At 63.2% G+C, this 16,729-nt stretch carries 17 protein-coding genes and 1 pseudogene; 5 read left to right on the top strand and 13 right to left on the bottom strand.

Annotation, left to right across the window (positions count from 1 at the left end; genetic code table 11):
* Positions 1-33: 33 nt before the first annotated feature.
* Together BZL41_RS24845 and BZL41_RS24850 are read right to left on the bottom strand one after the other, a co-directional pair.
* On the bottom strand, positions 34-240 hold the full coding sequence (locus BZL41_RS24845; RefSeq protein WP_084336110.1) for a hypothetical protein: 207 nt from the start codon (positions 238-240) through the stop codon (positions 34-36).
* A 205-nt stretch (positions 241-445) separates the two neighbouring features.
* Positions 446-1,204, bottom strand: a complete 759-nt coding sequence (locus BZL41_RS24850; protein WP_095601737.1) for an ABC transporter substrate-binding protein — start codon at positions 1,202-1,204, stop codon at positions 446-448.
* A 296-nt stretch (positions 1,205-1,500) separates the two neighbouring features.
* On the opposite strand from BZL41_RS24850, the gene BZL41_RS24855 reads away from it, so the two are divergent.
* Entirely contained in the window at positions 1,501-3,111 is a 1,611-nt protein-coding gene (locus BZL41_RS24855; RefSeq protein WP_095601738.1) for a M28 family metallopeptidase, read from the top strand.
* Positions 3,112-3,607: 496 nt separating this feature from the next.
* Entirely contained in the window at positions 3,608-4,000 is a 393-nt protein-coding gene (locus BZL41_RS24860) for a GFA family protein (RefSeq protein ID WP_095601739.1), read from the top strand.
* A gap of 15 nt (positions 4,001-4,015) precedes the next feature.
* Here the strand turns inward: BZL41_RS24860 and BZL41_RS24865 are convergent, their stop codons facing one another.
* The 3 genes and pseudogenes from BZL41_RS24865 to BZL41_RS29570 form a co-directional block, all read right to left on the bottom strand.
* Positions 4,016-4,525: a YgjP-like metallopeptidase domain-containing protein gene (locus tag BZL41_RS24865; protein ID WP_095601740.1), complete on the bottom strand. Its 510-nt coding sequence runs from the start codon at positions 4,523-4,525 to the stop codon at positions 4,016-4,018.
* 46 nt (positions 4,526-4,571) lie between these two features.
* Positions 4,572-5,453: a methyl-accepting chemotaxis protein gene (locus BZL41_RS29565; RefSeq protein WP_371916568.1), complete on the bottom strand. Its 882-nt coding sequence runs from the start codon at positions 5,451-5,453 to the stop codon at positions 4,572-4,574.
* A pseudogene (locus tag BZL41_RS29570) lies at positions 5,430-6,194 on the bottom strand (MCP four helix bundle domain-containing protein); the annotation flags it as partial. The gene BZL41_RS29565 and the pseudogene BZL41_RS29570, both read right to left, overlap by 24 nt.
* A gap of 344 nt (positions 6,195-6,538) precedes the next feature.
* Between BZL41_RS29570 and BZL41_RS24875 the strand changes: the two are divergent.
* The 3 genes from BZL41_RS24875 (at position 6,539) to BZL41_RS24885 (ending at position 9,244) form a co-directional block, all read left to right on the top strand.
* Positions 6,539-7,210, top strand: coding sequence for a polysaccharide lyase family 7 protein (locus BZL41_RS24875; RefSeq protein ID WP_095601742.1), 672 nt, complete (start codon positions 6,539-6,541; stop codon positions 7,208-7,210).
* Between the two features lie 509 nt (positions 7,211-7,719).
* On the top strand, positions 7,720-8,394 hold the full coding sequence (locus BZL41_RS24880) for a polysaccharide lyase family 7 protein (RefSeq protein ID WP_095601743.1): 675 nt from the start codon (positions 7,720-7,722) through the stop codon (positions 8,392-8,394).
* Between the two features lie 175 nt (positions 8,395-8,569).
* A complete protein-coding gene (locus BZL41_RS24885; RefSeq protein ID WP_095601744.1) occupies positions 8,570-9,244 on the top strand; it encodes a polysaccharide lyase family 7 protein in 675 nt (224 codons plus the stop codon).
* A 64-nt stretch (positions 9,245-9,308) separates the two neighbouring features.
* On the opposite strand, the gene fba is transcribed toward BZL41_RS24885, so the two are convergent.
* From fba to BZL41_RS24925, 8 genes are all read right to left on the bottom strand, one after another.
* Positions 9,309-10,373: a class II fructose-bisphosphate aldolase gene (gene fba, locus BZL41_RS24890; protein WP_084339792.1), complete on the bottom strand. Its 1,065-nt coding sequence runs from the start codon at positions 10,371-10,373 to the stop codon at positions 9,309-9,311.
* Between the two features lie 106 nt (positions 10,374-10,479).
* Positions 10,480-10,674 (bottom strand): hypothetical protein, encoded by a 195-nt coding sequence (locus BZL41_RS24895; RefSeq protein WP_095601745.1) that lies wholly within the window; start codon positions 10,672-10,674, stop codon positions 10,480-10,482.
* Positions 10,675-10,685: 11 nt separating this feature from the next.
* Positions 10,686-11,003: an MliC family protein gene (locus tag BZL41_RS24900; protein ID WP_095601746.1), complete on the bottom strand. Its 318-nt coding sequence runs from the start codon at positions 11,001-11,003 to the stop codon at positions 10,686-10,688.
* 26 nt (positions 11,004-11,029) lie between these two features.
* Positions 11,030-11,230: a hypothetical protein gene (locus BZL41_RS24905; RefSeq protein ID WP_095601747.1), complete on the bottom strand. Its 201-nt coding sequence runs from the start codon at positions 11,228-11,230 to the stop codon at positions 11,030-11,032.
* A gap of 72 nt (positions 11,231-11,302) precedes the next feature.
* Complete coding sequence (locus BZL41_RS24910) at positions 11,303-12,463, bottom strand: phosphoglycerate kinase (RefSeq protein WP_095601748.1); 1,161 nt, start codon at positions 12,461-12,463, stop codon at positions 11,303-11,305.
* A 26-nt stretch (positions 12,464-12,489) separates the two neighbouring features.
* Positions 12,490-13,536: an erythrose-4-phosphate dehydrogenase gene (gene epd, locus BZL41_RS24915; RefSeq protein ID WP_095601749.1), complete on the bottom strand. Its 1,047-nt coding sequence runs from the start codon at positions 13,534-13,536 to the stop codon at positions 12,490-12,492.
* Positions 13,537-13,621: 85 nt separating this feature from the next.
* The gene (tkt, locus tag BZL41_RS24920) at positions 13,622-15,619 is read right to left on the bottom strand and encodes a transketolase (protein WP_095601750.1); all 1,998 of its coding nucleotides are present in this window, start codon (positions 15,617-15,619) and stop codon (positions 13,622-13,624) included.
* Between the two features lie 146 nt (positions 15,620-15,765).
* The gene (locus BZL41_RS24925; RefSeq protein WP_095601751.1) at positions 15,766-16,701 is read right to left on the bottom strand and encodes a LysR substrate-binding domain-containing protein; all 936 of its coding nucleotides are present in this window, start codon (positions 16,699-16,701) and stop codon (positions 15,766-15,768) included.
* Between the last annotated feature and the right edge of the window lie 28 nt (positions 16,702-16,729).

A 16,729-nucleotide genomic window follows, 5' to 3' on the forward strand; every position in this document is an offset into this window, starting at 1 on the left:
GCGGCGCGGGCCGCCTGGGAAGCCCGGCAGGACCTACTGGCTCTGCCCGGTCCCGGTGCCAGTGCCGGTCCCGGTGCCTTGCGGCTGCTCCGGCGGTGGCGGGGGTGTGGTCGGCGGCGTGGTCGGCTGCTCGGTTGTGCTCGGCGGCGGAGTGCTCGGGCTCTGCGCGGGCTCGTCCTTCTTGTCGCAGCCCACCAGCAGAGCGCCTAGCAGCGCAGCCAGCAATAAGGGAGTTCGCATGGATCACCTCCATCAGGTTGAAGGCCGTCGAGCGGCCCGGAATCCAGGACCAAACTTGGCCCCCGCATGGATTGACCGTGCCATTCCCGCTTAGTGCCCAAAACCGTGACGCAGTTCTCCAATTTCTTGGGACACAGACCTTTTGCTTTCTACTGAAACGCCCCGACCGATGGCCTGCATCCCGCGAGATTCGTAGCCTTGCCGGTCAAGGCGTCTCCACCCCATGCTTCTTCGCCAACCGGGCCAGGGTGCCGTCCGCCACCAGGGCGTCGAATGCGCGATCGAACCTGATCCGAAGGGCATCGCCGGTGGTGTCGCGGGTGAAGGCGAAGTAGCCCCGCTGGGTATCGATGATCGGCTCGAGCCTGGCGATATGGGTGTTCAGCTTCAGGGACGTCAGCACCGGTGCGGTGTTGCGCTCGTTGCTGGCGAGCAGGCCGACCCGCCCGATGCTGAGCATGCGTAGCCCGTTCTCCACGCTGCCGACCATCACCAGATCGAGCTGCGGCCGGGCATTCTCGAAGCGCTCGCCGTACGTCCAGCCGCGCACCACCGCGATCTCCCGGTCGCTCAAGGCGGCCAGGTCGCCCTTCCAGCCGGTCTTCGTATCGAGACGGGCATAGAAAACGATACGGTCCTGGTAGAACGGGTGGCGGCCATAGGCGAAGCGCTTCTCCCGCTCCGCCGTCCAATAGGGGCCGATGAGGATGTCGGCATGCCCCTGCTCCACCATCTGCTGGGCGCGCAACCAGGGGTGGCGTTCGAAACGGACCGTGTCGCCGAAACGCCCCATGGCCGCCCGCAGCAGATCGGGTGCCAGGCCACGGTATTCGCCCGCTGTGGTCCGTTCGAACACGCCAGGGAACTGCGCTCCTACCGCCAGCCACTCGCGCGCCAGTACCGGGGAGCCGAGCAGCAGGCCGAACAGACAGGCAGCCAGCCGCATGGCGGAAAGAAATCGCATGCCTGGAAAATCTCCATCAAACAATTGGTGTCAGCCTAGCAGCAGCGGCCGGGCTTCTAAACAGACGGCCCGCTCGCAACCCGCTGCGCCTATGGCCCATGCGCGAAATTGACCGGTTGGAAAAATTTATCTGGTACGACCGAACCAAAACGAAGCGGCCCAGTCTAGGCTTTAGGTTCGCGTCCGACGATGCAGTAAAGGATTAGTGGCCACAAGCCATGCGCCGACCTGGCTAGCGCACCGTCTCGAAAACGAACAGCGCGCTGGTGATCTCTCCCTAAAGGATTGGAGGAACCATGTCTAACAAAAACAAAACGCTGCGTGTCGTCTGCAGTACCCTCGCATTCTCCCTCTCCACGACGCTGTACGCCGCCCCACCCCTGGAAACCGACCTGTTCAACGAGTTCTGGAGTCCGTCACGGCCCGATCCGTCCGGCTGCAATTCGATCCTGTTGAACAACACACCCATTGGCCTTCCCCGCTGCATGCAGGCCAGCAAGATCATGAACCACCTGCAGGCGCTGCAGGACGTCGCCACCGCGAACGACGGTACGCGCGCGGCCGGGCTGTCCGGCTACCAGGCGTCGGTGGACTACGTGAAGCAGACGCTGGAGCAGGCCGGTTATCAGGTCAAGTTGCAGTCCTTCCCGTTCACCGCGTTCTATCCACAGGGCCCCGGCGAACTGGCAGCCGTACTGCCGACGCCGGAAACCTACGAATGGGACGTGGACTTCACCTACCTGTCGCAGACCGAACCCGGCGACATCACCGGCAACGTGGTACCGGTGGATCTCGCCCTCGGCGCCGGCAACACCTCCAGCAGCGGTTGTGAGGCCGAGGACTTCAACGGCTTCCCGTCCGGCTCCATCGCGCTGATCCAGCGCGGCAGCTGCAACTTCGAGCAGAAGGCCGAAAATGCCGCGGCGGCTGGCGCCATCGGCGTGATCATCTTCAACCAGGGCGACACCGAGGACCGCAAGGACCTGATCAACGCCACCCTGGGCGATGGTTACGAAGGGGGCATCCCGGCCGTGTTCGCCACCTATGACAACGGCGTGGCCTGGGCCAGCACCGAGGGCCTGCAGTTGCACCTGGTGGTGGACGTGGTGCGCGAGCAGACCGAAACCTTCAACGTGATCGCCGAAACCCGCCGGGGCAACCCGAACAACGTGGTGATGGTCGGTGCCCACCTGGACTCGGTGTTCGAAGGCCCCGGCATCAACGACAACGGCTCGGGCAGCGCGGCCGTCCTGGAAATGGCCCTGCAGATGCGCAAGGCCCATCCGCGCAACAAGGTCCGTTTCGCCTGGTGGGGCGCCGAAGAGTCCGGCCTGGTCGGCTCGACCTACTACGTGAACAACCTCAGCGACGACGAGAAGAAGAAGATCAAGGTCTACCTGAACTTCGACATGATCGCCTCGCCGAACTTCGCGTACTTCATCTATGACGGCGACGGCTCCGACTTCGGCCTGGAAGGCCCACCCGGATCCGCCGCGGTAGAGAAGCTGTTCGAGACCTACTACCAACTGCGCGGTTTGCCCTCCGAGGGCGACGAGATCAGCTTCCGTTCCGACTATGCGCAGTTCTTCCTGGACGGCATCGCCTTCGGCGGGTTGTTCACCGGCGCGGAAGTGGTCAAGACCGAGGAACAGGCGGCCAAGTACGGCGGTGAAGCGGGCGTTGCCTTCGACCCCTGCTACCACCAGGCCTGCGACGACATCACCAACCTGGACCAGCGTGCCCTGGAGATCAATGGTGACGCCATGGCCTTCGCCACCAGCTGGTTCTCGCTGTCGACCAAACTCATCGACGACGAGATCGCCGGCTCGACCGGCACCGCCGCCCGCGCGCTCAGTGCACAGAAGTCCTACGACATTACCCATTGGGGTAAACACTGGGTCAAGTGATCCGCTGGCGTGACGAAAAGGGGACGGGCCTTGGGCTCGTTCCCTTTTTCTTTTTGTGCGTCGGCTCACCGCGTCCCTGATGGCCTCGTGGATAGGCTTTTCGCGCCGCCGCATATCGGTGGCTTGGGGATTGGCGTGGCTCGGCAATCCATTGCCAGAGTTCAGCAACCGCCCGACAGGTCGTCGCAGCGGACGTTTGAGCCGCAGCCATTTTGCTGGATCGTTCCCGCTCTGCGTGGAAACGGAACCCCTGACGCTCCGCGTCATCCTAAAGCCCTGCACACAGCGCCATCCCGTATTGACGCAGAGCTTCTCAGGCCGGGCTCCCACGCGGAACGTGGGTGCCATCAGCTAGCGGGAGTCTCATTCAGGCCCACTCTTTACATCAACCCCACTGCTATCTTCATTTATCTCGATAGCAGACGCAGTTCGCGCAGACGGATCGCCCGGCGGGGCTTGTGGTCAACATTTCGAGTGTTTGCAAAGGAGACGCACCATGGACCGATTCACAGGTGGCTGCCTGTGCGGAAACGTCCGCATCGTCGCCTCGGGGCGGCCGTATCGGGTCGGTCTCTGTCACTGTCTCGATTGCCGCAAGCATCACGGGGCGCTGTTTCATGCGTCGGCGATTTTTCCTGAGGATGCGGTGACGGTCGAAGGCGAAACGCACGACTACGCCGGACGGTTCTTCTGTCCCCGCTGCGGCTCGTCGGTTTTCTCGCGCAGTGCGGATGAAATCGAAGTGAACCTGGGCTCCCTGGATGCACCCGATCAGTTGATGCCAACCTACGAACTCTGGACCGTCCGGCGCGAATCCTGGCTACCGCCGTTTCCGCTCAAGAAACGCTACGAGCGCGACCGTGACGATACGAGCCGCTTCGAGGAGTAAGCGGGTTGACGGCGTTCAGCTATCGCTCCGACCGCCCTGCAATTCGCGCCAAGTGAGGTACAGGCGCAGGTCGAATTCCAGTTGGTGGTAGCCCGGCAGCATGTGTTCGCACAGTTTGTAGAAGGCTTTGTTGTGCTCGAACTCTTTCAGGTGGGCCAGTTCGTGCACCACGATCATCTTCAGGAATTCCGGCGCCGCATCCCTGAACAACGAGGCCACGCGGATTTCCTTCTTCGCTTTGAGCTTGCCGCCGTGCACCCGCGACACCGCAGTGTGCAGCCCCAACGCGCGCTGCACCACGTCGAGTCGGTTGTCGTAGAGCACCTTGTCGATGCCGGGGGCGTTGCGCAGGTGCTCCTGCTTCAGCGCCATGGTGTAGGTGTACAGCGCCTTGTCGCTCTGCACTTCATGGCGCGCCGGGTAGCGTTTGGCCAGGTATTCGCCCAGGCGATCCTCGGCGATCAGGTGACGGACCTGATCCAGCAAGGCGGGCGGATACGCCTGGAGAAACCTGAGCGCAGTCATCGGAGCGGTAAGAGTCATGGACGGGCCGCCAGTGTACCCGCGCCGCTCAGACGACGAAACGCGTCACCAGGGTGTTCAGTTCTACCGCCAGACGCGACAATTCCTGGCTGGCGGCGGCGGTCTGGTTAGCCCCGGCCGACGTCTGCAGCGACAGGTCGCGGATGTTCACCAGGTTTCGGTCCACTTCCCGCGCCACCTGAGCCTGCTCCTCGGCGGCGCTGGCGATCACCAGGGTCCGCTCGTTGATCGACTCGACCTGCCGGGCGATGGCTTCGATCGCCTGCCCGGCGGCCTCGGCTTCTTCCTGCATGCCCAGGGCCCGCTGGCTGCTGCCGTTCATCGCGTTGACCGCCTGGTTGGTGCCTTCCTGGATGCTGCCGATCATTTGCTCGATTTCCAGGGTGGATTCCTGGGTCCGGTGGGCCAGGGCACGCACTTCGTCCGCCACCACGGCGAAACCGCGTCCCTGCTCGCCGGCGCGCGCCGCTTCGATGGCGGCATTGAGCGCCAGCAGGTTGGTCTGCTCGGCGATGGAGCGGATCACATCGAGTACCTTGCTGATGTTCTGCGCCTGCTCGGCCAGGCTGCTCACCAAGGTGGCCGTGGTATTCACCTCATTACCCATACGGCGAATGGCAGCGATGGTCTGCCGTACCCGGTCGCGCCCCTGCCCGGCCGACTCGGCGGAAGCATTGGAGGCTTCCGAAGTCGAGCTGGCATTGCGCGCTACTTCCTCGACCGCGGCGGTCATCTCGTTGACCGCTGTCGCGGCCATCTGGATCTCGTCGTTCTGGCGGATCAGCGACCGGTTGCTTTCCTCGGTGACCGCACTCAGCTCCTCGGCAGCCGACGCCAACTGCGTCGCCGAGCCGCCAATCTGCTGAATGGTCCGCCGCAGTTGCACCTGCATGTCCGCCAGGGCCTGCATCAACTGGGCCGGCTCGTCCTCGCCCTCGACCTCGATGCGTCCGGTGAGGTCGCCCTTGGCCACGGTACGGGCGACCTCCACTGCGTCGCCGAGCGGCCCCACGATGCTGCGGGTCAGCATCCACGCCAGCAGGGCGGTGAGGGCCGCAGCCAGGACGAGCGAGACGATCACCTCCACTTGGCTGCTGGCGAATTCCTCATCCGCCGCCGCGCTGGCCGCCTCGCCACCGCGGCTGTTCAGTTGCGCGATTTCCTCGGCGGCCTGGCGCATGGCGTCGAACTGGGGTGCCATGCCGTTCAGGCTGGCGAAGGCATCGTCGGTACGGTTGGCGCGGGAGATGGCGAGAAAGGACTCGTGCGCTTTCAGGTAATCCGTGCGCTGCGAGCGGAACCGCTCCAGCAACGCCGTTTCCTCCGGACCGCTAGCGGTACGGAACAAATCGTTCTCGACCTTCTCCAGCTCCCCCAGCACCTCCTGCAATCGTCGCTCCACCGCTGACATGCCGGCCTCGTCATGGGTGAGGATGTGGGCGAACTGCTGCAGACGGAAGCGAGCAGAGAGCAGTTGCAATCGGCCAGATTTCTGCACGCCCGGCAACCAGTCTTCGCTGATCACGGTAGAAGCCTGGTTGATGACGGACATGTGGCTCAGGGAAAAGAGGCCGGTGAACAACAGCAACCCGGCAATCAGGGCGAAACTCACGGCGGCGCGCGGGCCGATACCGAAGCGGCGTAGCAGCATGCTGGAACTCCCCGGTGAGGTTTGTCATATTCCCTTGAGAACCATAGCCGATCCCAGAGATTGGGGCGGATCGGCAGCCAAGGCTCGATTCCGTGGTCCCCCTCATCCAACCTTCCCATTCATTCGATGAATGTTTTTGCTCGCCAGCGAAGCGGCAAAATGCCATTTAATTATGAATAGCACTCAATATCCATTCATCGCCACATGAGACAAAAGTCGCTAAAAGTCTGAGTTTTGCGAACGCATCAGCAAAAGCGATCCGGCCTCGAAGGCACACTCTCCGTGAAAAAATCTCACCACCAGAGCGGAATGCCGCCACAGGAAACAATCGAGGACGTTGCTCAATGGTCGATCTCGCCACTTGGAACCTGAGCGTTCCCGTCGGAACGCCGGCGACCATCATCGAAACCCCGAAGCTGGTCGAGGGGTATCAGGACAATTACTTCCGCACGCCTTCCGGAGCCGTGATCTTCTGGGCGCCGGTGACGGGTTCGAAAACGGAGAATGCGATCTATCCGCGCACGGAGCTACGGGAGAGCTATCCCGACGGCCGGGTGCGCAACTGGCTGTACGCCGATGCCGACAACTTCATGCGCGCCGCCCTGTCGGTCAATCAGGTGCCCTCGTCCGGCAGGGTCGTGATCGGACAGATCCATGCCTGGAACAGCACCAAGCCCATGCTGAAGCTGGAGTACCAATACGAGGATGACGAGAAGCTTGGGAATGTCGTCGCCAAGTTCCGCAATCGGCCGGACGACGAGGACCCGCTGGTAGTGACGGTGGCCGAGGGCGTTCCCCTGAACAAGCGTTTCACCTACAGCCTGCATGTGACGCCCAACGGCTCCCTCGCCGTGCATGCGGCCGGCTATCGCTGGGTGACCCGCCTGGACAGGAGCTGGGCACCGAGGCCGCTTTACTACAAGGCAGGCATGTATACCCAGGACAATACCGGCTACGCCAACGAAGGCGGGATGGCCACCTTCTATCGGCTGCACATCGAACACAAACCGCTCTGACCCCTCTCCCCCGTGGACAAGGATTCGTCCACCCCGTTTTGTCGATCAGTTCTCCTTTCAACTCTCCCCGATCCCCATTCCAGAGCGGCGCAACGACTACCGTTCGTCGGGAAACATCCTCTCCGCAAGCGCCCTCTTCGCATCGATTTTGCCGCTTCGCTTACAAAAAACCGGCGCCAGTCTTTTGAACGATCGCCTTGTCGGACAAGCCAGACGACAAAATGCCCTGCCATAGCCATTGGCCACACTGCAATGGCAAATCAATAGCAAAAAACCTAAAAATCAAATTTTTGACGCCAATATCACGTCAAAAAAGCCTTTCACCTCACACTCCGTAGGCCTTATAAAGCGACCGCGAGACGGTGTCGTAGACACCTTCGGACAAAGAACCCTTTTGCCACACCCCTTCTGTTCGTGTGTCACCGGCCGGATTGCCGAGTAAAGCTCTTTACTGACTCGTGGATTGAGATGTGCCCCGACTGAAGCAGTTTCTCTTAGGAGAATCAGTCATGATCGACCTCGCTACCTGGAACCTGACCATCCCTGTCGGCGTCCCCTCCACCACCATCGAAACCCCGGTTCTGGTCGGCGGTTATCAGGACTACTACTTCAAGAACAACGCGAACAACACCGTGTTCTTCTGGGCGCCGGTCAACGGCACCACCACCGATAGCGCCATCTATCCGCGTAGCGAACTGCGCGAAACCTATGCCGACGGGCGACTGCGCAACTGGGTGCATACGGCCGCCGACAACTTCCTGAGCGCCAGCCTGAAGGTCAGCCAGGTACCGTCCACCGGAAAGATCGTCATCGGCCAGATCCATGCCTACCAGAGCGACAAGCCGCTGCTGAAGCTGGAGTACCAGTACAAGAGCACCTACGGCTACGGGAACATCGTGGCCAAGGTCCGCTACACGCCGACCGAAGAGACCAGCACGGTCATCACGCTGTTCCGGGGCGTCCCGCTGAACCAGGACTTCGACTATGTCGCCCGCCTGGACCCGAAGGGCAAGCTGAGCGTGACCGTCAACAACACCACCTGGAGCACGCAGCTCGACTCCAGCTGGGCCCCGAAGCCGCTGTACTTCAAGGCCGGCGTGTACACCCAGGACAACACCGGCTACGAAACCGAAGCCGGCGCCGCAACCTTCGACGTGCTGAAAATCGAACACCGCGCACTCTGAGCCAAACCGGACTGGCCGCCTGCTTCACAGCGGGCGCCAGCCCTGATCTGCCAACCAACCGCTAAGAACGTTCCGCTCGTGTGTACTGGCAAGGAGCCGGGTAAGGCGCTTACCGACGATGGACATGCTGTGCCCCGACTGAAGCCGTTCTCCCGTAGTACAGAGAGAATCAGTCATGATCGACCTTGCAATCTGGAACCTGAGCATTCCCGTCGGCGTTCCCGCCACCACCATCGAGACCCGAGTCCTAGCCACCGGGTATCAGGACCACTACTTCAAGAACAACGGTTACAACACCGTGTTTTTCTGGGCACCGGTCAACGGCACCACCACCGAGAGCGCCAGCTACCCCCGGACGGAATTAAGGGAGACCTATCCGGACGGCAGACTGCGTAACTGGACCTATCCGAGCGCCGACAACTTCCTGCGAGCCGGCCTGAAGGTCAGCCAGGTTCCGTCCACCGGCAAGATCGTGGTCGGCCAGATCCATGCCTACAAGAGCAGCCGCCCATTGCTGAAGCTGGAGTACCAGTACAAGGCGCGCTATGGCTACGGCAACATCGTGGTGAAGGTCCGCCGCTCGCCGAATGACGAAACGTCGGAAGTCATCAATGTGCTCAGCGGCGTTCCGCTGAACCAACGCTTCATCTACAGCATCCACCTGACACCGAAAGGCACGCTGAGCGTGAACGTGAACTCGACGAAGTGGACCACGAAGCTGGACTCGGCCTGGGCGACAAAACTGTTGTACTTCAAGGCGGGCGTCTACACCCAGGACAACACCGGCTACGAGACCGAGGCCGGCGCGGCGATCTTCGACAAGCTACAGATCGAGCATCGTCCGCTGTAACCGGAGCAATAATGAAAAAACCCGCTTTTCAGCGGGTTTTCTTTTTGCGGGGAAGCGCAGGCGATCAGTTCACCTTCGGATTCAGCTCGCCCTTGGCATAGCGCTGATACATCGCTTCCAGGGAAATCGGTTTGATCTTGGAGGCGTTACCGGCGGTGCCGAAGGCTTCATAGCGGGCGATGCAGATGTCGCGCATGGCATCGACAGTCTTCGCCAGGTATTTGCGCGGGTCGAACTCGCTCTTGTTCTGCGCCAGGAAACGGCGGATGGCACCGGTGGAAGCCAGACGCAGGTCGGTGTCGATGTTCACCTTGCGCACGCCGTACTTGATGCCTTCGACGATCTCCTCGACCGGAACGCCGTATGTTTCCGGAATTTCGCCGCCGAATTCGTTGATGATCGCCAGCCAGTCCTGCGGCACGCTGGAGGAGCCGTGCATGACCAGGTGGGTGTCCGGGATGCGCTGGTGAATCGCCTTGATGCGATCGATGGCAAGGATGTCGCCGGTCGGCGGACGGGTGAACTTGTAGGCGCCATGGCTGGTGCCGATGGCGATGGCCAGGGCGTCGACCTTGGTCTTGGCAACGAAGTCGGCGGCTTCTTCCGGGTCGGTCAGCATCTGGCTGTGATCCAGGGTGCCTTCGGCGCCGATACCGTCTTCCTCACCGGCCTGGCCGGTTTCCAGGCTGCCCAGGCAACCCAGTTCGCCTTCCACGGACACGCCGCAGGCGTGGGCCATGTCCACCACCTGGCGGGTCACGCGGACGTTGTACTCGTAGTCGGTCGGCGTCTTGCCGTCCTCGCCGAGGGAACCGTCCATCATCACCGAGGAGAAGCCCAGTTGAATGGAACGCTGGCAAACCGCCGGGCTGGTGCCATGGTCCTGGTGCATGACCACCGGGATGTGCGGGAACTCTTCGACGGCGGCGAGAATCAGGTGGCGCAGGAACGGGGCGCCGGCATATTTGCGCGCACCGGCGGAGGCCTGGACGATCACCGGAGAGTCGGTCTTGTCGGCCGCTTCCATGATGGCGCGCATCTGCTCGAGATTGTTGACGTTGAAGGCCGGAATGCCGTAGCCGAACTCGGCGGCGTGGTCCAGCATCTGGCGCATGCTGATGAGAGCCATGGTATTTCTTTCTCCCGGTTGGGGTCGTTAAGCGTCAAAGCCTGCCGCAGGGGCAGGCGGTATTCAAGTTTTTCGGGCCGGGCATCTCCGGCCGTGGCAACCCTTGTCAGCCGTGGTGGCAGGCGGTGGGACGGCGCGCCGTCGTCGCCAGGCCGGTCCGGACCGGGGCGCCCTGCTCGGGCAGCGCTTCCCGCTGACTGAGCGAGTAGGCAGCCAATTCGCTGCACCAACGGTTTCCGACAGGAGCCAGCGAGCAGCCGGACAACGACAGCAGCAGGAGACTCAGCGACACGTAACGCATAGGTTCTACCTTCATTGGGCCTTGCAACCTCGACCGATCAGGTCGTTTCCGGCGACCCAGTAGGCCAGGCCTTCCTCGCCCTTGGCATGGAAGGCGATAACGCCATCGCTATAGAGAGCGCCGGAGGCGGCAGGTTCCCGCTGCAGCCGATAAACCACGTCGCTTCCGCTTACCCGCAGATCGACGGTATCGCGCCCGGCATCGGCGAAACGCCAGTTCAGCTCCGCGCCGCTGTCGCACGTCCAGCGACTCCATGGCTGCTCGGCCGGCGTACCGGCACAGCCAGCCAGCAGAACAACGGCCGCCGCCAGGGCGATAGTACCTTTCATCTCATCTCCCGCCGCGCGGCGCGCCTTCAAGGGCAGCGCTGCTCCGGACTGTCCTGGGCAGCGGTCGGATCGCCGCTGCTCTGTGTCTCGATCCGCTGATTGTCCTTCTCGGTGGGGCCCATCGCAGGAGGCGGGCTGACCACTTCGCAGGTACTGGTGACCGGCGAACCGCCGGAACAACCGATCAGGCCGATCGAACACACGAGAACGAGCAAGGGATAGCGCATCGCGATTTCCTCCGGGTGGATATCTCAAGGGACCACACCCGGCGCTTCGCTATCCGCCCGCTCGTCTTCACCTCACTTGGCGCGCTGCTCCAGCACTTCGACCGCCGGCAACACCTTGCCCTCGACGAACTCGAGGAAGGCGCCGCCGCCGGTGGAAATATAGGAAATCCGCTCCGCCACGCCGTACTTGTCGATGGCCGCCAGGGTGTCGCCACCGCCAGCGATGGAGAACGCGTCGCTCTCGGCAATGGCCAGGGCCAGGGCCTTGGTGCCCTCGCCGAACTGGTCGAACTCGAACACACCGACCGGGCCGTTCCAGAGGATGGTCTTCGACGACTTCAGCAGCTCGGCGAACTGGGCGGCGGTCTGCGGCCCGATGTCGAGGATCATGTCGTCGTCGGCCACGTCGGCGATGGCCTTGACGGTGGCGGCAGCGCTTTCGGCGAACTCCTTGGCCACCACCACGTCCACCGGCAGCGGCACGCTGACCTTGGCGGCGATGGCCTTGGCGGTGTCGACCAGATCGGCTTCATACAGCGATTTGCCCACCTTGTAACCCGCCGCGGCGAGGAAGGTGTTGGCGATACCACCGCCGACGATCAGTTGGTCGCAGATCTGGCTCAGGCTGTTCAGCACATCCAGCTTGGTGGAGACCTTGGAGCCGGCGACGATAGCCGCCATCGGCCGGGCCGGGTTGCCCAGGGCCTTGCCCAACGCATCCAGTTCGGCCGCCAGCAGCGGGCCGGCACAGGCGACCTTGGCGAACTTGGCCACGCCATGGGTGGAACCCTCGGCGCGATGGGCGGTACCGAAGGCGTCCATGACGAACACGTCGCACAGGGCAGCGTACTTCTGCGCCAGCTCGTCGGCGTTTTTCTTCTCACCCTTGTTGAAGCGCACGTTCTCGAACAGCACCAGCTCGCCCGGCTTCACTTCGACGCCATTCAGGTAGTCGGCAACCAGCGGAACGTCGCGGCTCAGGGCCTTGCCCAGGTAATCGGCGACCGGCTTGAGGCTGTTCTCTTCGCTGTACTCGCCCTCGGTCGGACGGCCCAGGTGGGAGCAGACCATCACCGCCGCGCCCTTCTCCAAGGCCAGCTTGATGGTCGGTAGGGAGGCGAGGATGCGTGCATCGCTCTTCACCACGCCGTCCTTCACCGGGACGTTGAGGTCTTCGCGAATCAGCACGCGCTTACCCTGGAGGTCGAGGTCGGTCATCTTCAACACGGTCATGGTGATCGGTCCTTCACGGAGGCTGGTTAATTGGAAGCGTTGGCGACGCGCAGATAGTGATCGGCGACGTCGAGCATACGGTTGGCGAAGCCCCATTCGTTGTCGAACCACGCCAGCAGGTTCACCAGCCGGGGGCCGGACACGCGGGTCTGGCTGCCGTCGACGATGGCCGAATGCGGGTCGTGGTTGAAGTCGCAACTGGCGTGGGGCAGCTCGGTGTAGGCCAGCAGGCCTTTCAGCGGGCCGCTTTCGGCGGCCTGGCGCAGCACGCGGTTGATTTCTTCGCTACTGGTGTCGCGGGCGGTCTGCAGGGTGATATCCAGGCAGGACACGTTAACCGTCGGCACGCGCACGGCTTTGGCCTGAATTCGTCCACTAAGTTCCGGCAGCAGGCGCTCGATGCCGCGCGCCAGCCCGGTGGACACCGGGATCACCGACTGGAAGGCCGAGCGCGTGCGGCGTAGGTCCTCATGGTGATAGGCGTCGATTACCGGCTGGTCGTTCATCGCGGAATGGATCGTGGTGATGGAAACGTACTCAAGACCCACCGTCTCGTTCAAAAGTTTCAGCAGGGGCACGCCGCAATTGGTAGTGCAGGACGCATTTGAGACGAGGGTCTCCTTACCGCCGAGACTGGCCTGGTTGACGCCGAAGACGATGGTGGCGTCGACATCCGCCTCGCTGGCCATGGGCTGAGAGAACAGCACCCGTGGCGCACCGGCCTCGAGGAAGCGCTCGCCATCGGCACGGGTGTGGTAGGCGCCCGAGCACTCCAGCACCAGGTCGATGCCCAGGCCGGCCCAGTCGATACCCTCCGGCGTCGCGCTGCGCAGCACCTTCACGCAATCGCCATTGATATGCAGGCAGTCGCCCTCGACCTTCACGTCACCGGGGAAGCGACCATGGGTAGAGTCGAAACGGGTCAAGTATTCGATGCTGGCCTGGTCGGCCAGGTCGTTCAGGGCAACCACCTCGAAGCTCGCCCCGGCACCACGCTCGTAGAGCGCACGCAACACGCAGCGGCCGATGCGGCCATAGCCGTTCAATACAACTTTGTAAGGGCGGTTGGGCATGGCAGCTCCGCGGCAAACGGCACGCTGCCAGCCATCGGACGGAGCGCTCCGACCGATGGCTGGCGGCAAGGCTTTCGGCTGGACGTCAGTCTTCCAGCAGCTCTTCGGCTACCGAAAGCACGTTGTCGACGGTGAACCCGAAGTGTTCGAACAGGGCAGGCGCCGGCGCGGATTCGCCGAAGCTGGTCATGCCGATCACCCGGCCGTCGAGGCCGACGTACTTGTACCAGTAGTCGGCATGGGCCGCCTCGATGGCGATCCGCGCACCGACTTCCACCGGCAGCACCGACTGCTTGTAGGTGGCATCCTGGGCATCGAACACGCTGGTGCACGGCATGGAGACCACCCGCACCTTGCGTCCCTGCTCGGTGAGTTTGTCGCAGGCCTGCACGGCCAGGGCGACTTCCGAACCGGTGGCGATAAGGATCAGCTCCGGCTCGCCGTCGCAATCCTTCAGGACATAGCCACCGCGGGCGACGGCGCTTTCCTGCTCGTGATCGCGTAGCTGATGCGGCAGGTTCTGGCGCGAGAACACCAGGGCGCTCGGGCCGTCCTTGCGCTCGATGGCGCACTTCCAGGCCACCGCGGATTCGACCGCATCGGCCGGACGCCAGGTATCCAGGTTCGGCGTCATGCGCAGGCTGGCCAGTTGCTCGATCGGCTGGTGGGTCGGACCGTCCTCGCCCAGGCCGATGGAGTCGTGGGTGAACACGTAGAGCACGCGCTGCTTCATCAGCGCCGACATGCGCACGGCGTTGCGCGCGTATTCCATGAAGATCAGGAAGGTCGCGCCGTAGGGGATCAGGCCACCGTGCAGGGCGATGCCGTTCATGATGGCACTCATACCGAACTCGCGAACGCCGTAGTACATGTAGTTGCCCGAGGCGTCTTCCTCGACCACCGGCTTGCAGCCTTTCCACAGCGTCAGGTTGGAGCCAGCGAGGTCGGCGGAGCCGCCAAGCAGTTCCGGCAGCAGCGGGCCGAAGGCGTTCAGGCAGTTCTGGCTGGCCTTGCGGCTGGCGATGGTTTCGCCCTTCTCGGCCACGGTGCGGATGAACTCGGAAGCCTTGGCGGAAAAATCGGCCGGCAGTTCGCCCGCCATGCGCCGGGTGAATTCGGCGGCCAGCTCGGGGTGCTCGGCCTGGTAGGCAGCGAAGCGCTGGCTCCAGTCGCTCTCGGCCTTGTTGCCGGCTTCCCGGGCATCCCACTCGGCATAGATGTCGGCCGGGATTTCGAAAGGCGGGTGGTTCCAGCCCAGGTTCGCGCGGGTCAGCGCCACCTCTTCGGCACCCAGGGCGGCGCCGTGGCTTTCTTCCTTGCCCTGCTTGTTCGGCGAACCGAAGCCGATGATGGTCTTGCAGCAGATCAGGGTCGGGCGGTCGCTCTTGCGTGCGGTCTCGATGGCCATGCGGATTTCGTCGGCGTCATGGCCGTCGACGTTACGGATCACCTGCCAGCCGTAGGCTTCGAAGCGTTTCGGCGTGTCGTCGGTGAACCAGCCATGCACTTCGCCGTCGATGGAAATGCCGTTGTCGTCGTAGAAGGCGATCAGCTTGGACAGGCCCAGGGTGCCGGCCAGGGAGCAGACTTCATGGGAAATGCCTTCCATCATGCAACCATCACCCATGAACACGTAGGTGTAATGATCGACGATGTTGTGACCGGGGCGGTTGAACTGGGCCGCCATGATCTTTTCCGCCACGGCGAAGCCGACGGCGTTGGCGATGCCCTGGCCGAGCGGCCCGGTGGTGGTCTCGACGCCGGCGGTGTAGCCGAATTCCGGGTGACCCGGGGTGCGGCTGTGCAGTTGGCGGAAGTTCTTCAGGTCATCGATGGACAGGTCGTAGCCGGTCAGGTGCAGCAGGGAGTAAATCAGCATCGAGCCGTGGCCGTTGGACAGCACGAAGCGGTCGCGGTCGGCCCACTGCGGATTGGCCGGGTTGTGCTTCAGGTAGTCGCGCCAGAGCACCTCCGCGATATCGGCCATGCCCATGGGGGCGCCGGGGTGGCCGCTGTTGGCTTTCTGCACAGCATCCATGCTGAGGGCGCGGATGGCGTTGGCACGGTCACGACGGCTGGGCATCGTTGAATCTCCTGCGGGGTACTGAACCGAAAAAGGCCGCCATTTTCGCCCAGCCGAGCCCCCAGGGGCAATGATGGATTGCGGAACCGCGGCCTCTGCTCGTCGACTGGCTGGCCGCAGGCCAGTATTCACGGCGAACGACTGTCTCACTCCAGCAAGGTCATATCGGCGGCGTCGAACGCCGGCAGGCACTCCAGCAAGTGCGCGCGGAGCAGCTCCAGCGTGCGGTTCTGCCGGCTGCGCGCCGGCCAGACCAAGTAGTAGCTGCCCTGGGAACGTACTGCCGTGCGGAACGGCAGGACCAGGGCGCCGCTGTCCAACTCTTCCCTGACCAGTGACAGATCGCCCATGGACAGCCCATGCCCCTTCATCGCCGCGGAGATGGCCAGCTCCAGGGTGTCGAACAGCTTGCCCTTGCGCCACGCCAGGCGGTCGCTGCAACCCATGCGCTCCAGCCAGCGCCGCCAGTCCCGGCGATCGCGCGTCGGATGAATCAGCTCGCAACTGGCCAGGCGGTCCAGGGTCCAGGGCTCGCTGCCGAGCAGCTCGGGTGCACAGACCGGCACCAGCCACTCGTCGAACAGCTTTTCGGACTCGTCCACCATGCCCACGCCGTCGCAACTCCCAAGCAGGATGGCGCAATCGAACGGCTCGGCGCGGAAATCGACGAAATCCTCATCCATCCAGACGCTGGTCAATTGCACCTGAATACCCGGATGGCGCGCGTGAAACCCCTCCAACACACCCAGCAGCCAACGCATCGTCAGCGTCGATGGCGCCTTGAGGCGCAGGGATATCTCGCGACTGGCCACCGCCATGCAGGCGTTCTCGATGGTCTCGAACCCCACCTGCAGGCCCTGGGCGAGTATCCGCGCATGCTCGGTGAGCACCAGCTTCGAGCCCTTCCGCTCGAACAAACGACAGCCCAGGGAATGCTCGAGGGAGCGCACATGCCGGCTCACCGCACTCTGGGTAATGCACAGTCGCTCCGCCGCCAGGGTGAAGGAGCCGAACCGGGCGGCCATCTCGAATGCCCGCAACGCATAAAGCGGCGGAATGCGGGCGCCCGACTTATCCACCATGACTAAAACTCATTCCAACCGGCCATTC

Origin of the sequence: Pseudomonas sp. PIC25 (genome assembly GCF_002286785.1) — a bacterium.
GTDB lineage: Bacteria > Pseudomonadota > Gammaproteobacteria > Pseudomonadales > Pseudomonadaceae > Pseudomonas_M.

What these genes read in the sequence shown, in the direction of transcription:
- BZL41_RS24845 (WP_084336110.1), bottom strand. Translation starts at nt 240, where the DNA reads ATGCGAACTCCCTTATTGCTGGCTGCGCTGCTAGGCGCTCTGCTGGTG.
- BZL41_RS24850 (WP_095601737.1), bottom strand. Translation starts at nt 1,204, where the DNA reads ATGCGATTTCTTTCCGCCATGCGGCTGGCTGCCTGTCTGTTCGGCCTG.
- BZL41_RS24855 (WP_095601738.1), top strand. Translation starts at nt 1,501, where the DNA reads ATGTCTAACAAAAACAAAACGCTGCGTGTCGTCTGCAGTACCCTCGCA.
- BZL41_RS24860 (WP_095601739.1), top strand. Translation starts at nt 3,608, where the DNA reads ATGGACCGATTCACAGGTGGCTGCCTGTGCGGAAACGTCCGCATCGTC.
- BZL41_RS24865 (WP_095601740.1), bottom strand. Translation starts at nt 4,525, where the DNA reads ATGACTGCGCTCAGGTTTCTCCAGGCGTATCCGCCCGCCTTGCTGGAT.
- BZL41_RS29565 (WP_371916568.1), bottom strand. Translation starts at nt 5,453, where the DNA reads ATGCAGGCCCTGGCGGACATGCAGGTGCAACTGCGGCGGACCATTCAG.
- BZL41_RS24875 (WP_095601742.1), top strand. Translation starts at nt 6,539, where the DNA reads ATGGTCGATCTCGCCACTTGGAACCTGAGCGTTCCCGTCGGAACGCCG.
- BZL41_RS24880 (WP_095601743.1), top strand. Translation starts at nt 7,720, where the DNA reads ATGATCGACCTCGCTACCTGGAACCTGACCATCCCTGTCGGCGTCCCC.
- BZL41_RS24885 (WP_095601744.1), top strand. Translation starts at nt 8,570, where the DNA reads ATGATCGACCTTGCAATCTGGAACCTGAGCATTCCCGTCGGCGTTCCC.
- fba (WP_084339792.1), bottom strand. Translation starts at nt 10,373, where the DNA reads ATGGCTCTCATCAGCATGCGCCAGATGCTGGACCACGCCGCCGAGTTC.
- BZL41_RS24895 (WP_095601745.1), bottom strand. Translation starts at nt 10,674, where the DNA reads ATGCGTTACGTGTCGCTGAGTCTCCTGCTGCTGTCGTTGTCCGGCTGC.
- BZL41_RS24900 (WP_095601746.1), bottom strand. Translation starts at nt 11,003, where the DNA reads ATGAAAGGTACTATCGCCCTGGCGGCGGCCGTTGTTCTGCTGGCTGGC.
- BZL41_RS24905 (WP_095601747.1), bottom strand. Translation starts at nt 11,230, where the DNA reads ATGCGCTATCCCTTGCTCGTTCTCGTGTGTTCGATCGGCCTGATCGGT.
- BZL41_RS24910 (WP_095601748.1), bottom strand. Translation starts at nt 12,463, where the DNA reads ATGACCGTGTTGAAGATGACCGACCTCGACCTCCAGGGTAAGCGCGTG.
- epd (WP_095601749.1), bottom strand. Translation starts at nt 13,536, where the DNA reads ATGCCCAACCGCCCTTACAAAGTTGTATTGAACGGCTATGGCCGCATC.
- tkt (WP_095601750.1), bottom strand. Translation starts at nt 15,619, where the DNA reads ATGCCCAGCCGTCGTGACCGTGCCAACGCCATCCGCGCCCTCAGCATG.
- BZL41_RS24925 (WP_095601751.1), bottom strand. Translation starts at nt 16,701, where the DNA reads ATGGTGGATAAGTCGGGCGCCCGCATTCCGCCGCTTTATGCGTTGCGG.